Genomic DNA, 14,819 nt, shown 5'->3' on the forward strand with positions numbered 1-14,819 from the left:
ACCTGAAAGCCTACGAGTCGGTCAGCCATGCCCGGCGTTCCATCGGCGAATACATTGAGCTGTACAACCGGAAACGACCTCATTCGAGCTTGGCGGATCAGACGCCGGATGGAGGCATACTCCGCGACGCTGCCTGCGATCAAGTCGGCAGCATGATTGCCTCGGACATTCCACTTAAAAATATCGAAAACCTGTCCGAGCGAGCGAGGCCACCTCTGACGTCGATGAATTCGATGAATGGGAGGCGTTCGCGCCGTACCCTGATCACGTTGTCCACGCCGCACATGAAGCCAGCGCCGACTCGGTCAATAGCTATCCGCCGTTCGGCCGGCGCGGTTCAGAATTCGATACGCTTTGTGACGAGATCACTCGTGAACTTCAGAAAGTGCCGTACTCGGAGCTGCTGGCAAGTGACTCAGTCACATTGACGGCGCCCAAACTGTCCAAGCTGCACGGGGCGCGAAAGCCGGGGAACGCACCCGGGTGCACCAAAGGCAAGCACAAGAATAGCTCACGGCGGTAGAATCCGTTCACACTCCATTCACACCGAACAGCGAATGGGGCCAACTTAACCGCAGTCGCTCTCGTGGATAAGTGCTTGAATAAGCGAAGAATTCTGGCCCGCCCTACACGATTCGAACGTGTGACCTACGGCTTAGAAGGCCGTTGCTCTATCCAACTGAGCTAAGGGCGGTCGGGGAGAAAAGACACGGCCTGACGCGGACCGCATTCGGCACGAGGCGTTGAGTAACGGCAACAGCGCAACAGCACCACCCAACGCCCCGAAACAAAACGAGCCCGAAATTATACCCGATCATCGCGTCACATCACGCGAAACCGGCCATCGCGGCATCAAACCGGCTGCGGATGCAGCATGAACCAGCCGAGACAGAACACACCGGCGATCACGCAATACACGCCGAACGAAGCCAGCCGGCCGCGCCCTTCGAAATAGCGCATCAGGAACCGAACGCTCAGGTACGCGGCGATCGCCGTCAGCACGCCGCCGAGCAGCGCATCGGCGAGCTGGTCGCGCGCATGGAACAGCTTCGGCAGTTCGAGCACACCCGCCGCGAAGATGATCGGCGTGCCGAGCAGGAACGAGAACTCCGCCGCCTTCTCGGCCGTCAACCCGGCGGCATTGCCGGCGATCATCGTCAGCCCGCTGCGCGAGAAGCCCGGAATCAGCGCGCCGATCTGCGCGAGGCCCACAAAGAACGCCTGCTTGAACGTCATCTTCTCGGGCGCCTGATGCGCGCGGCTGCGCTGGATGCGATCGCCGAGCCACAGCAGCACGCCATTCACGATCAGCGCGATCGCGACGATCCGCAGGTCGTGAAACACGCGTTCGATGCGCTTCTCGAGGAGCAGCCCGACGATGCCGGTCGGGATCGTCCCGATGATCAGCGCCCACATCAGGTGCCCGTCGTCGTTCTTGCGGCCGCCGAGCTGCGCGAAGAAGCCGCCGATCAGCGCGATCCAGCGCGCACGGAAGTACCACAGCAGCGCCAGCGCAGTGCCGAGATGGAGCGCGACGAGGAACGGCAGCAGTTGCGGCGCGTGCTTGTCGATATGCATGCCGAACAGCGCCGGCACGAGCAGCGTATGGCCAAGGCTGCTGACGGGGAAGAGTTCGGTGACGCCCTGCAGGACGCTCAGGAATACCAGAAACCAGAGACTCACGCGTCGGTCCTTTTAGTGGAGATTAAGCGGGAAGAAAGACGGACGACGCAATGCGCGTCCGAAAAAACGCGCCCCGATTATGCCGAGCCAGGATTACTGCGCCAAGGCATTTGGCCGGATATTGCGGCAATGCACACAAACGCTTGCAATTTGTAAGCGCACAGAAAGCAAAAAGCCCGCCATTTGCATGGCGGGCCTTTCGACTTCGGCAGGAATTGCCGTCAGCGGCCGAGCTGATAGAAAAATAATACCGTGCTGCCGGTGAACATGCCGAACAGTGCGATACCCATTGCCATTGCCAGATCCATGGCCCCCTCCACGAAGTGTCATGACCCGGCAACATCACCGGTTTAGAGGCATTATCCAGACCGTTGGCAGTGTTAAAAACTCGCAATTTCCCGAGAAGGGTTTTCCCCGACCCGCCGCGGCCCGATAATGGAGCGCGCCGTGTCCCGTCCACCCGCCCAACCCGATTCGCCATGCCGATCTTCCAGCAACACGACATTCACGAACTTCACGCCGGCCCGTCGCTCGTCCGGGTCGCCCCGCAATTCGGCGGCCGCCTGCTGTCATGGCACGTCGACGGCGAACCGGTCATCTTCTGGCCGGAAACGGCCGACTGGAGCAACCTCGCGCGCGTGCGCGGCGGCAATCCGCTGCTGTTCCCGTTCCTCGGCCGCCACCGCGTCGACGGCGAACTCGGGCGCTGGCGCGATGCCGCCGGCGTGGTCCGCGACTTGCCGATGCACGGCTTCGCGCGCGACCTGCCGTTCGCCGCGCACCCGTCGGCCGACGGCGCCGCCTTGTCGATGACGCTCGACGCGAACGACACGCTGCGCGCGAGCTACCCGTTCGATTTCCGGTTCGAAACGACCTACCGGCTGGCCGACGCGCATACGCTCGAAGTCGCGCTCACGACGACCAATCGCGGCGATACGCCGCTGCCCTACTACGCGGGCCACCACTTCTATTTCGCGTTGCCGCACGGCGAACGTGCCGACACGACACTCGAGCTACCGCCGACTCGCATCTGCCAGCAACGTGCAGACGGCTCGATCAGCCCGCTCGAACCCGGTGAAGCACGCTACAGCCTCGACGATCCGAACATCCTCGATCGCTTCCACTGCCTCGACGGCGAGCCGTCCGCACCGGTGCGCATCGTGATGCCGGGCCGCCGCCGCACGATCGAGATCGCGCTCGACGTGCCGGGCTCGATCCCGTGGTACGCGGTCACGACCTGGACCGAAAAGCCGGATTCGGACTTCTACTGCGTCGAGCCGTGGCTCGGCCTGCCGGATGCGATCCACAACGGCCTCGGGCTGCGCATGCTCGCACCCGGCGCGACCGAAACGGCCACGCTGCGAATTCGCGTAATCCCGCTCGCAGGCTGACAACGGGCGCGCCGAAACGGCGCGCGATGACCTCGACCAAGGCCCCAAACTGCGGTGCGCAGGTCGAACCCGTTAAAATCGGACGTTTTGTATTGCCTGCCGCGTCGTGCGCGGCAGGGTCTTGCGAGGTTCAATGTTCGGAACAACAACGAAGCGACTCTTCGCAGCCGCCTGCGCCGCCCTGCTCGTCGCGTGCGGCTCCGCGCCTGTCGGCCCCGGGTTCTACCGCGTCGAGCGCGGCGATACGCTCTACAAGATCGCGCGCGACAACCGCACGTCGGTACCAAACATCGTGCGCTGGAACCAGATGGCGAACCCCGACGCGATCGAAGTCGGCCAGGTGCTGCGCGTCGCGCCGCCGCCCGGCACGACGACGGCATCGACGCCGTCGACCACCGGTACCGGCAGCGCGGGCCGCGCCCGCCCCGCGCCTTCGGCGCCGGTCGAATCGGCCGTCAAGCCGGCCACGAGCATTTCGCTGGTCTGGCCGGCAGCCGGCAATGTGGTCCGCACGTTCGACGGCTCGAAATCCAAGGGTATCGATATCGCGAACTCGCCGGGAACGCCGGTGGTCGCGGCCTCGCCGGGCGTCGTGGTCTATGCGGGTAACGGGCTGCGCGGCTACGGCAACCTGATCATCCTGAAGCACAACGCCGACTACCTCACCGCATACGCGCACAACCGCGCGCTGCTGGTGAAGGAAGGCCAGTCAGTCACGCAGGGGCAGTCGATCGCGGAGATGGGCAACAGCGACAGCGATCGCGTCGCGCTGCATTTCGAATTGCGCTACGGCGGCCGCTCGATCGATCCGTCACGCTACCTGCCCGCGCGCTGAGCGCGCGACAGCCGGCGCGCGATGCCGGTGTGCATCGCGTGCCGTCTCGGGCAAAATCGGGAAGGTTGAATCAGCGCTTGCGCAGACGGCCGGTAAACCGGCCGGACAGCGGATCGACGTGGCGGGCAAACGCCACCAGCACGCCGATTCCGATCAGGCTGAACCCCGCAGCAATCAGAAACAAATCCATGGTCCTATCACTGTTGTGTCGTGATCTTATGCGTCATTGTGGAATCGTGCACTGAGCCGTGGCCATTGGACGAGTCCGAACATTCCCTATCAGCAGTCACCATTGTCGATTCGTCTGCATGAAACCCTGATGTAAGCCGTTCGCCCGACGCCACGTTCGACACCCAGGAGACCCGCGATGCTGCCCGCCGCCGACCGCTACGACGACCTGCTCTCCCGCTTCGGCTGGGCCGTTCCGGCCCGCTACAACATCGGCGTGGATGTCTGCGACAAATGGGCCGACGGCAGCGGGCGCCTCGCGCTGATCCACGAAACCGCGCAAGGCGACGTGATTCGACTCACGTTCGACGACCTGAGGAATGCTTCTAACCGGCTCGCGAACAGCTTCGTGCGCGCCGGCCTGCGACGCGGCGACCGGATCGGCGTCTTCCTCGCGCAGGGCCCGGAAACGGCCATTGCGCATCTCGCCGCGTACAAACTCGGCGCGATCGCGGTGCCGCTCTTCACGCTGTTCGGCGTCGATGCGCTCGAATACCGGCTCGCGAACAGCGAAGCATCCGCGCTCGTCACCGACGCGGCCGGCTACGCGAAAATCGCGCCGCTGCGCGCGCAACTGCCGGCACTGCATACCGTCTACTGCATCGGCGACGATGCGCCCGACGCGCCGGGCGTGCTGCGCTACGATGCGGCGCTGGCCGCCGAAACGCCCGACTTCGTGCCGGCCGATACGGCCGCCGACGATCCGGCGGTGATCATCTATACGTCCGGCACAACCGGCAAACCGAAAGGCGCGCTGCACGCGCATCGCGTGCTGCTTGGCCACCTGCCGGGCGTCGAGATGTCGCAGCAATGCTTCCCGCGCGACGCACGCCTGTTCTGGACGCCCGCCGACTGGGCGTGGATCGGCGGCCTGCTCGACGTGCTGCTGCCGTCCTGGCATCACGGCGTGCCCGTGCTCGCTCGCCGCTTCGAGAAATTCGACGGCGACGCGGCGTTCGCGCTGATGGCACGGCACGGCGTGACCCACGCGTTCCTGCCGCCCACCGCGCTGAAGCTCATGCGTACCGTCGCGGCACCGCGCGAACGCTACGCGCTGTCGCTGAAATCGGTCGCGAGCGGCGGGGAATCGCTCGGCACCGAGCTGACGGCCTGGGGACGCGACGCGCTCGGCGTGACGATCAACGAGTTCTACGGGCAGACCGAATGCAACATGGTGCTGTCGTCGTGCGCGGCGCTGTTCGATGCGCAGCCGGGCGCGATCGGCAAGGCGGTGCCCGGTCACGTGGTCGCGATCGTCGACGCGGACGGCACGCCGCTGCCGCCCGGCGTCGAAGGCCGCATCGCAGTGCGCCGCCCCGACCCGGTGATGTTCCTCGAATACTGGCGCAATCCCGGCGCGACACGCGACAAGTTCGCGGGCGACTACCTGCTCACCGGCGATACGGGCACGATCGACGCCGACGGCTTCGTGCGCTTCGTCGGCCGCGACGACGACGTGATCACGAGCGCCGGATACAGGATCGGCCCGGGCCCGATCGAGGACTGCCTGCTCACGCATCCGGCGGTGCGGATGGCGGCCGTCGTGGGCGTACCCGACGCGACGCGCACCGAGATCGTCAAGGCGTTCATCGTGCTGAACCCCGGCCACGTCGGCGACGATGCGCTCGTCAGCGCACTGCAGGCACACGTACGCACACGCCTCGCCGCGCACGAGTATCCGCGCGAGATCGCGTTCGTCGACAGCCTGCCGATGACCGCGACCGGCAAGATCGTGCGCCGCGCGCTGCGCGACGCGTAGCCGTCCGCCGCCCGCTCGGGCCGCCGGCCGGATGGTTTATAGTGGCGCCACGCAGTCTTTCCAAAAAACCGATGTCCTCTGAACGCCAATCCGCCGCGGGTGCGTCGCACAGCCCGCTCTACGCCAAACTCCTCGGCGAGACCGCCAAGATCGACTGGTGCGATCTCGAGCGCTTCTTCGCGCAGGGCAAGCTGCTGTCCGTCGCGCGCGACCTCGATCTCGTCAGCGTCGCGGAAGCGATCGCCGGCGACGAAGCCGAACAGGTCACGCGCTGGCTGTCTGCCGGCCTCGTCGCGCGCATGCCGGCCGAAACCGCGGCCGACTACGCGGCGCGCAACCCGGAGCTGTGGGCGGTCGTCGTGTCGCCATGGGTCTGCGTGCAGGAACGCGCCTGACGCGTCCGCCATGTCCGAATCCGCGTTACCTCACGGGGCCGGCACTGATTCGGCCACCGTCACGCATCGGCGCGTCCTCGCGCTCGCCTTCCCGATCGTCCTGGCGAACCTGACCCAGCCGATCCTCGGCGCCGTCGACACGGCCGTCGCCGGCCACCTCGACGGCGCGCAGTATCTCGGCGGCGTCGCGCTCGGCGGGCTGTTCTTCAATTTCGTGTTCTGGGGCTTCGGCTTCCTGCGGATGGGGACGACCGGCCTCGTCGCGCAGGCGCACGGTGCCGGCGATGATGCCGGCATCCGCCTGAACCTGCTGCGCGCGTTGATCGTCGCATTCGCGCTCGGTGCCGCGGTGCTCGCGCTGCAGGTACCCCTGCTGTCGTTCGCGCTGACCGCGCTCGGCGGCAGCGATGCCGTCCGCGCGACGGCGCTCGCGTACAGCCACGCACGGATCTGGAGCGCACCGTTCGCGCTCGCGAACTACGTCGTGCTCGGTTACCTGCTCGGCGTGCAGCGCGTCCGGCTTGCGCTGGTCGCGCAGGTGTTCATCAATGCGGTGAACATCGGCGCCGTGCTGCTCTACGTGTACGGCTTCGGCTGGGGCATCGCCGGCATCGGCGCCGCGACCGCCACCGCGGACGCGTGCGGCTTCGCGCTCGGCGCGTGGATGCTGTGGCGGCTACGGCCGCGCGGTCTCGTGCCAATCGCCGCGCGTGCGCTCGCCGACCGCGTGGCGCTCAAGCGGCTGATCGCGCTCAATCGCGACATCTTCCTGCGCACGCTGTGCCTGCTCGGCGCATTCGGCTGGTTCGCGCACCTCGGCGCGAAGCAGGGCGACGCGACGCTCGCGGCGAACGCGCTGCTGCTGAATTTCCAGACCTTCATGGCGTACGGCCTCGACGGCTTCGCGCATGCGGCCGAGGCGCTCGTCGGCGCGGCGGCCGGCGCGCGCGACCGCCGCGCATTCCGGCAAGCCGTGCGCGTCACGCTGTTCTGGTCCGCGCTCGGCGCGCTGCTGTTCGCGCTCGCTTACTGGGCCGGCGGCGGCTGGATCGTCGCGCGGCTGACCGATCAGGCCGAGATCCGTGCAGTCGCGCTGCGCTACCTGCCGTGGGCCGCGATCTCGCCGATCGTGTCCGTCTGGGGCTTTCTGCTCGACGGCGTGTTCATCGGCGCCACGCAGACGCAATCGCTGATGCGCGCGATGGTCGTGTCGTTCTCGATCTTCATCGCGGCCACGCTCGCCGCCGTCGGCACGTTCGGCAATCACGGCCTCTGGTTCGCGCTGCTGCTGTTCATGGCCGCGCGCGGCGCGACGCTCGCGCGCTACCTGCCGGGACTGTTACGGCGCATCGGCGCCGACGCGCACGCCGCACCCGCGGCCCGCGCCTGACGGCCGGCCAGGCCGACCGTTATTGCACGGGCTTCGGCGGCGGTGCGTCGAGCATCGACGGCGGCGTCATGTCGGTCGGCACGCCGTGATAGTCGGCCGGATCTTCCGGCGGGTGGCCGCGGCGGGCCTGACGAGGATCGCTGGCGCAGCCCGCGAGAAGCGCTGCGGCCAGCACGGCCAGCATGAAACGGGTCATCGGGTATGGCTCCGGAAATCGGCGCGCCCATCGCGCGCCAGGACCGCGCCGAGTCTAGCGGAAATCCGGTTTCGGGGTCGCGCCGCGCATGTCCTACTATGTACGCATGGCGCTGTGCCGTGGAAAGGAGGCTGCCATGTCGTCTGAGGAAATTGCGGGCCTGATCGGCCTGTTCATCGGCCTGATGGTGCTGGCCGCGCTGTCGTACTTCGAGGCGCGCGAATACAAGCGCAGCCATGACGGCGAAGGGATGATCCACCACTGGATGGCGGAACACCACCTGCTCGACTGGCGCCGCAAGCACTGAGCGAGCCGCCCTGCCGTCCGGCCCGCGTCGAACCCGGGCCGTTCGCGAACGTGCCATCCGGTGGCACGGCAGGAACCGTGCATCGTCGAAATTAACAGGGCGGGATACACGCACACTGTCCGAATACACGAACGCCGTCGCGCGGCAGGCTGCCGCACGACGGCGTTTGCTTGCGTGCGCCCGGAACCGGGCGCGCCGCGATTCGGACGGCTCAGCCCAGGAAGTGGCGGGCGTAGCGCGCGTTGATGTCGGACAGACGGAACAGCGTCAGGAAATCCGCGCAATTGAAATCGGGATCCCAGGCCGGCGCGCCGCAGATCTTCGCGCCGAGACGCAGGTAGCCCTTGATCAGCGGCGGCGGCGCCACGGCGACGCCCGTCTGCAGTTCGTCGACCGGCAGTGCCGTATGCGGGAACGCACGGTACTCGGGCGCCGTCAGCGAGCTCGCCGACAGCGACTGGTACAGGTTTGCAGCATAGTGGCCGCCGTCGGCCATCGACACGCTTGCGCAGCCGAGCATCGTCTCGTAGCCGTTCTGCATCATGTACGCGCCGAGGCCACCCCACAGCGCCATGATGACGGCGCCGCTGCGGTAGTCGCTGTGCACGCACGAGCGGCCGACCTCGACCATCTTGCCGCGCAGGTGCGTCAGGCGCGACAGGTCGAATTCGCCCTCGGCGTACAGGCGGCCGACACGCGCCGCCTCGTGCGGCGGCAGCACGCGATACGTGCCGACCACCTTCAGCGTATCGAGATCGCGAACCAGCAGGTGGTCGCAGTACGCATCGAACGGATCGACGTCGAGACCGGAGGGGCCGCTGACCTGCGCGCCCATCTCTTCGGCGAACACGCTGTAACGCAGGCGCTGCGCTTCGCGCAATTCGTCTTCCGTGCGGGCCCACGCGGCACGCAGGCGGTACTCCGATGTAACGGTTTCAGCAGCGCGCGGCAGATGGCGCCGCGACGTGTCGAGGGGCAGCGAGGCAAAGGGGAGCGTAGGCGTCGGCAGTTCTCGCATTAGGCTTTCCTGGTCGTAAGGAATAAGGCGACATGCCCGCCAATGTAGTAATCGGCCGTGACCGTTATGTGGCACGACCGTGTCCTTTCAATGACGTGTCGCCGAATTGACTTTAGCAGAAAGCTTGCGAAGCCGTATGATGAATCCCGTTAACCCCCGTCAGGCCTGCTTTACACCAGTTCCGGCGTCAATACTGCCCGCAGCACAGCCTGCCGGCCGCCGTCACGCGTGCGGCTCGCGAGCCACACGATTCCGCCCTTCTTGACGCTCCAGCTGTCGTCGCTGCCGGCGATCAGTTGCGCGGCGACGCTGCCGAGCGTCGGCTGGTGCCCGACGATCACGACCGTCGGCGCGATGCCTTCCGGCCAGCCGGCCGCCGCCAGCACGTCGTCAACATCGCCTCCCGGCGCGAGCGCATCGACGGTCCGGTACTGGTCGGTCAGCGCCTCGACGGTCTGCACGGTGCGGGCCGCCGGGCTCGCGAGGATCACGGCGTTCGACTCGAGCCGGCCACGCAGCCATTTGGCCATCGCCTGCGCGTCCTTGCGGCCACGAACGGTCAACTGGCGCGCGAGATCGCTCGCCGCGTAGTCTTCGGCTTCGGCGTGGCGCCACAGAATCAGGTTCATCATGATGTTCTCCTTGCTTCGGCGAGCGGCCGCGCACACGTGTATCCGGGCCGGCCGATCATCGTGCGAATTGTCGCAAATCGCGGCCGGTTCACCGCCGCGGCATTTACCCGCATATCGTGATTGACCGGATCAGTAATTAGACGATACAATCTTTGGCTCGTCGGAGCGTAGCGCAGCCTGGTAGCGCATCTGATTTGGGATCAGAGGGTCGTAGGTTCGAATCCTATCGCTCCGACCAAAGGAATCAAGGGGTTACGGTGATCACCGTAACCCCTTTTTCCGTTTCCGGATCCTTGAACCGGTCGCCGGGCTTCCCGGCTCGCGGTAATCCGGTTCATTGCAGGGATCAATTGAGGGGCCAGGCGACAACGCATCGGCCTCTGCCGCATCCCGGCGCCCATGACGCATCGCTTCAACCGCAGGCAGCTGATCGCGGCCACAAGTCAGCAGGCTGCCGACACGCACGCCGCAGCCCGCGCGCGACACTTCCGGGAACACGCGATAATGCGCGTGAACAACCCGCATCCGCGCATGAAAAACAACATTCTCAAGACCGCCCTCTGCGCATCGCTGCTCGCGCTCGCGACCACCGGCACCGCGTCCGCCAAGGCGCTCGACGACGCGCTCGACTGCCATTCGACCGGCCACAAGTTCGTCGCGCCGCTGCTCGCCGCCGGCGACATCCAGTCGGAGCCGATGCACGTCGAATCGAACTCGGTCAACGCGTTCCGGACGAACCGCTCGCTGACGGCGTACGGCTTCGGCGTCTATGTCGTGCTCGGTTACCAGGCGAACGACCCGATCTTCCGTCCGGGCGACAGCACGCCGATCGGCGATTGGGCCTACGGCGTCGTGGTGCGCGGCACGAAGGGCGCGGTGGAGGAAGCCGTGCGCAAGGCCGGCAGCGACGCAACCGTCAAGCAGGCGTTTCCGTTCCTGACCGCGATCGTCTGCTCGTCGGACTGAGCAATCGTCAGGACGATCATGCGTCACGCCTGAGCCACAACCGCACGCCCCGCCCGCGAGCCCGTCCGGGCCCCGCTATCGGCCTGTTACGCGCCGGTATACACCACGCGATACGGGATACCGACCTTCTCCCACTCGGCAGCCTCCTGGCTGAGGCTGTAGTCGGTCAGCGGGTTCTGCTCGACCCACGCGCTCGGCAAGCGCACTTCATACCCGCCCTTCTTCATCTGCGAAATGGAAATGTCCGGCAACCCCGCATCGGTCCGGCGCCGGCACAGCAGCGCCGCGAGCCGCAGGCAGAACAGCAGCGGCCACTCGACCTCGCGCGCCTGCGACAGCTTGCCGAGCTTGCCCGCGTGACCGAGCACGAGCGCGGCGAGCCGCGCCTGGTCCGTGCGCGAAAAGCCCGGCATGTCCGCGTTGCTCGCGATATAGGCCGAATGCTTGTGATACGCGCTGTGCGAGATCGACAGGCCGATCTCGTGCAACGCGGCCGCCCAGCCGAGGAACATCCGGCCTTCCTCGCGCGCTTCCTCGTCGGCTTCGTCGAGTTCGTCGTAGAAACGCGCCGCGAGCGCACCGATCCGCTCGGCCTGCGCACGATCGACGCCGTAGCGGCGCGTAAAGCCCTCGACGGTCACCGCGCGCATGTCTTCGTGCTGCGTCCGGCCGAGCAGGTCGTACAGCACGCCGAGACGCAGCGCGCCGTCGGTCGTATCGACATAATCGACGCCGAGTTCCTCGAACACCGCGAGCATGATCGCGAGCCCGCCCGCGAGCACCGGCACGCGGTCGGGCTTCAGCGCGACCAGCTTCAGCCGGTTGACGTTCTCCGACTTGATCAGCGCGCGCTTCAGCCGCTCGAGGCCGCCGCGCGAAATGCCGTGCGTGATGCCCGGATCGTTGAAGCCATTCGCCTCGACGAGCTCCGCCAGCGCACGCGCGGTGCCGGACGAACCGATCGCCTGGTCCCACCCGGCCTTCTTGTACTCGCTCGAAATGATCTGGATCTCGCGCTTGGCCGCGAGTTCGGCTTGCCGCATCGTGTATTCGTCGACGTTGCCGGCCGGAAAGAAGGCGCGGCTGTGGCTCACGCAGCCGATATAGAGGCTCTCCATCACGATCGGCGTGTAGTGCGCGCCGATGATGAATTCGGTCGAGCCGCCGCCGATGTCGACGACGAGCCGCTTGCCGGCGCTCGCCGGCACCGAGTGCGCGGCGCCCGCATAGATCAGCCGCGCTTCTTCGCGGCCCGCGATCACTTCGATCGGGAAACCGAGCGCCGCTTCGGCCTCGCCGAGAAATTCGGCCGCGTTCTTCGCGACGCGCAGCGTGTTGGTCGCCACCGCGCGCACACGATCCGGATGGAAATCGCGCAAGCGCTCGCCGAACCGCTTGAGCGCCTCCCAGCCACGCTCCTGCGACGCGCGATCGAGCATCTTGTCGCTCGACAGGCCCGCGGCCAGCCGAACGGGCTCGCGCAACGCGTCGACGGGATAGATCTGGCTGCCCGCCGACGTTTCCTCGACGCGACCGACGATCAGCCGGAAGCTGTTCGAGCCGAGATCCACGGCAGCCAGCAAGTGGGGAGTTGTAACCATCAGATTGGGGCTCCGTGCGCGTTCGCCCTGGGTAGCCGGTCCGGCAACCCAGGGCGATCAATCAAAGGCGACATTTTAAGCGTGGAACGCTTGCCATTGCCACGCTTCACGGGCATGCATACTGCTCAAGTGTATATGGCCGAAACATTTATGCGACGAATCGGTTAGGGCGTAGAATTTGCCGATATAAAACCATTACTGTCATCAGCACGTCATCGTACCGTGAGAGTTTCCGAGCGTCCTTTCGAATCATCGCCAGAATCACCCCCTACTCCGCCGATGTCCGTCCGCTACCCGCTTCTCAATCGTGAACTCGGCATCCTCGGTTTCAACGAGCGCGTGCTGGCCCAGGCAGCCGATCCGCAAGTTCCATTGCTCGAGCGCCTTCGCTTCATCTGCATCACCAGCAGCAACCTCGACGAATTCTTCGAAGTCCGGATGGCCGGCCTTCAGGAGCAGATCCGCGACAACCCCGGCGCGCTGACGCCCGACGGCATGTCGTTACAGCATGCTTACGATCTCGTCGTCGAACGCGCGCAACGGCTCGTCCATCGACAGTACACGATGCTGCACGAAACCGTGCTGCCCGCGCTCGAACAGGAAGGCATCTACTTCCATGCGACCGACTCGTGGAACGACGAGCAGCTCGAATGGGCACGACACTACTTCCTCGACGAACTGCTGCCCGTGCTGACGCCGATCGGCCTCGATCCGGCCCACCCGTTCCCGCGCGTGCTGAACAAGAGCCTGAACTTCGTCGTCGAGCTCGAAGGCCGCGACGCGTTCGGCCGCCAGGCCGTGATGGGCATCGTGCAGGCGCCGCGCGCGCTGCCGCGCGTCGTGCGCATGCCGCACGCGCTGTCGGGCTTCGAGCACGGCTTCGTGCTGTTGAGCTCGTTCATGCAGCGCTTCGTCGGCGAACTCTTCCCGCAACTCGTCGTGAAGAGCTGCAACCAGTTCCGCATCACGCGCAACAGCGAGCTGTTCGTCGACGAGGACGAAATCACGAACCTGCGCGTCGCGCTGCAGGGCGAACTGCCCGCGCGCCATCTCGGCAACGCGGTGCGCCTCGAGGTGTCGGCCGATACGCCGCAGCACATCGTGCGGCGGCTGCTCGAGGAAAGCGAACTCCGCGACAAGGACTGCTATCGCGTGGCCGGTTCCGTGAACCTCGTGCGCCTGATGCAGATTCCCGATCTCGTCGACCGCCCCGACCTGAAGTTCGCGCCGTTTACCGCGTCGACCCCGCCCGCGATCGCGAACGCGCCGACGATGTTCGATGCGATCGACGACGGCGACATCCTGCTGCATCATCCGTACGAGAGCTTCCAGCCCGTGCTCGAACTGCTGCAGCAGGCCGCGAAGGATCCGAGCGTCGTCGCGATCAAGCAGACGATCTACCGCACCGGCACCGATTCGCCGCTGATGGACGCGCTGATGGAAGCCGCGCGCAACGGCAAGGAAGTGACCGTCGTCGTCGAACTGCTCGCGCGCTTCGACGAGGAAACCAACATCAACTGGGCATCGCAGCTCGAAGCCGTCGGCGCGCACGTCGTGTACGGCGTGGTCGGTCACAAGTGCCACGCGAAGATGATGCTGATCGTGCGGCGCGTCGTGCAGGCCGGCAAGGCGACGCTGCGCCGCTACGTGCACCTCGGCACCGGCAACTACCACCCGCGCACGGCGCGCCTCTACACCGACTTCGGGCTGATGACGGCCGACCAGAAGATCTGCGAGGACGTCCATCACGTATTCCAGCAACTGACCGGGATCGGCGGCGAACTCACGCTGCACGAGCTGTGGCAGTCGCCGTTCACGCTGCATCCGCGCATCGTCGAATCGATCCGCGCGGAGATCGACAATGCGCGTGCCGGCAAGCGCGCACGCATCGTCGCGAAAATGAACGCGCTGCTGGAGCCGACAGTGATAGCCGCGCTGTACGAAGCGTCGCAGGCCGGCGTGAAGGTCGACCTGATCGTGCGCGGCGTCTGCGCGCTGCAGCCCGGCGTGCCGGGGCTGTCGGAAAACATCACGGTGCGCTCGATCGTCGGCCGCTTCCTCGAGCACCACCGGATCTACTATTTCCACGCGGGCGGTGCCGAGGACGTCTATCTGTCGAGCGCCGACTGGATGGACCGCAACCTGTTCCGCCGCGTCGAAGTCGCGTTCCCGATCCGCGAGCGCAAGCTCAAGCGGCGCGTGATCGCCGAAGGCCTGTCGGTGTGCCTCGGCGACAACCAGTCGGCCTGGCAGATGCTCAGCGACGGTCACTACCGCCGGCGCCGCGCAGGCAAGACGGTCCGCAACGCGCAGCTCGGGCTGCTCGCGATGTTCTGCTCGTGAACCTGCCGTGCGGCGCGATTCGCGCGCCGCACGGCCAATGAAAAAGCGCAGCTCACATACGCGGGCTGCGCTTTT

General features: G+C 66.3%; 14 protein-coding genes and 2 tRNA genes. 10 read left to right on the forward strand and 6 right to left on the reverse strand.

Annotation, left to right across the window (positions count from 1 at the left end; all coding sequences use genetic code 11):
- A partial coding sequence (locus ACNQQL_RS22345; RefSeq protein WP_416392691.1) for an integrase core domain-containing protein occupies positions 1-428 on the forward strand: 428 nt, incomplete at its 5' end.
- A gap of 189 nt (positions 429-617) precedes the next feature.
- Here the strand turns inward: ACNQQL_RS22345 and ACNQQL_RS22350 are convergent.
- Positions 618-694, reverse strand: a tRNA-Arg gene (locus tag ACNQQL_RS22350).
- A 158-nt stretch (positions 695-852) separates the two neighbouring features.
- Positions 853-1,683: an undecaprenyl-diphosphate phosphatase gene (locus ACNQQL_RS22355; protein ID WP_021157259.1), complete on the reverse strand. Its 831-nt coding sequence runs from the start codon at positions 1,681-1,683 to the stop codon at positions 853-855.
- A gap of 479 nt (positions 1,684-2,162) precedes the next feature.
- On the opposite strand from ACNQQL_RS22355, the gene ACNQQL_RS22360 reads away from it, so the two are divergent.
- From ACNQQL_RS22360 to ACNQQL_RS22380, 5 genes are all read left to right on the forward strand, one after another.
- Positions 2,163-3,074 carry an aldose epimerase gene (locus tag ACNQQL_RS22360; protein WP_347065741.1) on the forward strand — a complete coding sequence of 304 codons (912 nt, stop codon included), beginning with the start codon at positions 2,163-2,165 and terminating at the stop codon, positions 3,072-3,074.
- Between the two features lie 133 nt (positions 3,075-3,207).
- Positions 3,208-3,909: a peptidoglycan DD-metalloendopeptidase family protein gene (locus tag ACNQQL_RS22365; RefSeq protein ID WP_072435852.1), complete on the forward strand. Its 702-nt coding sequence runs from the start codon at positions 3,208-3,210 to the stop codon at positions 3,907-3,909.
- A 367-nt stretch (positions 3,910-4,276) separates the two neighbouring features.
- Positions 4,277-5,896 (forward strand): acyl-CoA synthetase, encoded by a 1,620-nt coding sequence (locus ACNQQL_RS22370; protein ID WP_347065743.1) that lies wholly within the window; start codon positions 4,277-4,279, stop codon positions 5,894-5,896.
- 71 nt (positions 5,897-5,967) lie between these two features.
- A complete protein-coding gene (locus tag ACNQQL_RS22375) occupies positions 5,968-6,291 on the forward strand; it encodes a DUF2288 domain-containing protein (protein ID WP_034183291.1) in 324 nt (107 codons plus the stop codon).
- A gap of 10 nt (positions 6,292-6,301) precedes the next feature.
- Entirely contained in the window at positions 6,302-7,681 is a 1,380-nt protein-coding gene (locus ACNQQL_RS22380) for an MATE family efflux transporter (RefSeq protein WP_072435855.1), read from the forward strand.
- 19 nt (positions 7,682-7,700) lie between these two features.
- Here ACNQQL_RS22380 and ACNQQL_RS22385 read toward each other — a convergent pair whose 3' ends face one another.
- On the reverse strand, positions 7,701-7,877 hold the full coding sequence (locus tag ACNQQL_RS22385; RefSeq protein ID WP_347065746.1) for a hypothetical protein: 177 nt from the start codon (positions 7,875-7,877) through the stop codon (positions 7,701-7,703).
- 136 nt (positions 7,878-8,013) lie between these two features.
- Here ACNQQL_RS22385 and ACNQQL_RS22390 point away from each other — a divergent pair, with 136 nt between their 5' ends.
- Positions 8,014-8,184, forward strand: a complete 171-nt coding sequence (locus ACNQQL_RS22390; protein ID WP_174419115.1) for a hypothetical protein — start codon at positions 8,014-8,016, stop codon at positions 8,182-8,184.
- Positions 8,185-8,395: 211 nt separating this feature from the next.
- Here the strand turns inward: ACNQQL_RS22390 and ACNQQL_RS22395 are convergent, their stop codons facing one another.
- Both ACNQQL_RS22395 and sixA read right to left on the reverse strand, forming a co-directional pair.
- A complete protein-coding gene (locus ACNQQL_RS22395) occupies positions 8,396-9,202 on the reverse strand; it encodes a GNAT family N-acetyltransferase (protein WP_072435856.1) in 807 nt (268 codons plus the stop codon).
- A 170-nt stretch (positions 9,203-9,372) separates the two neighbouring features.
- Positions 9,373-9,834, reverse strand: coding sequence for a phosphohistidine phosphatase SixA (gene sixA / locus ACNQQL_RS22400; RefSeq protein WP_347065749.1), 462 nt, complete (start codon positions 9,832-9,834; stop codon positions 9,373-9,375).
- Positions 9,835-9,995: 161 nt separating this feature from the next.
- On the opposite strand from sixA, the gene ACNQQL_RS22405 reads away from it, so the two are divergent.
- Positions 9,996-10,072 (forward strand) — tRNA-Pro (locus tag ACNQQL_RS22405).
- A gap of 293 nt (positions 10,073-10,365) precedes the next feature.
- Positions 10,366-10,800 (forward strand): hypothetical protein, encoded by a 435-nt coding sequence (locus ACNQQL_RS22410; RefSeq protein ID WP_347065751.1) that lies wholly within the window; start codon positions 10,366-10,368, stop codon positions 10,798-10,800.
- 86 nt (positions 10,801-10,886) lie between these two features.
- Here the strand turns inward: ACNQQL_RS22410 and ppx are convergent, their stop codons facing one another.
- Complete coding sequence (ppx, locus tag ACNQQL_RS22415; protein WP_347065753.1) at positions 10,887-12,401, reverse strand: exopolyphosphatase; 1,515 nt, start codon at positions 12,399-12,401, stop codon at positions 10,887-10,889.
- A gap of 279 nt (positions 12,402-12,680) precedes the next feature.
- On the opposite strand from ppx, the gene ppk1 reads away from it, so the two are divergent.
- On the forward strand, positions 12,681-14,744 hold the full coding sequence (ppk1, locus tag ACNQQL_RS22420) for a polyphosphate kinase 1 (RefSeq protein WP_347065755.1): 2,064 nt from the start codon (positions 12,681-12,683) through the stop codon (positions 14,742-14,744).
- Positions 14,745-14,819: the final 75 nt, after the last annotated feature.

Origin of the sequence: Burkholderia sp. LFS061 (assembly GCF_047978125.1) — a bacterium.
Classification (GTDB): Bacteria; Pseudomonadota; Gammaproteobacteria; order Burkholderiales; family Burkholderiaceae; genus Burkholderia; species Burkholderia pyrrocinia_C.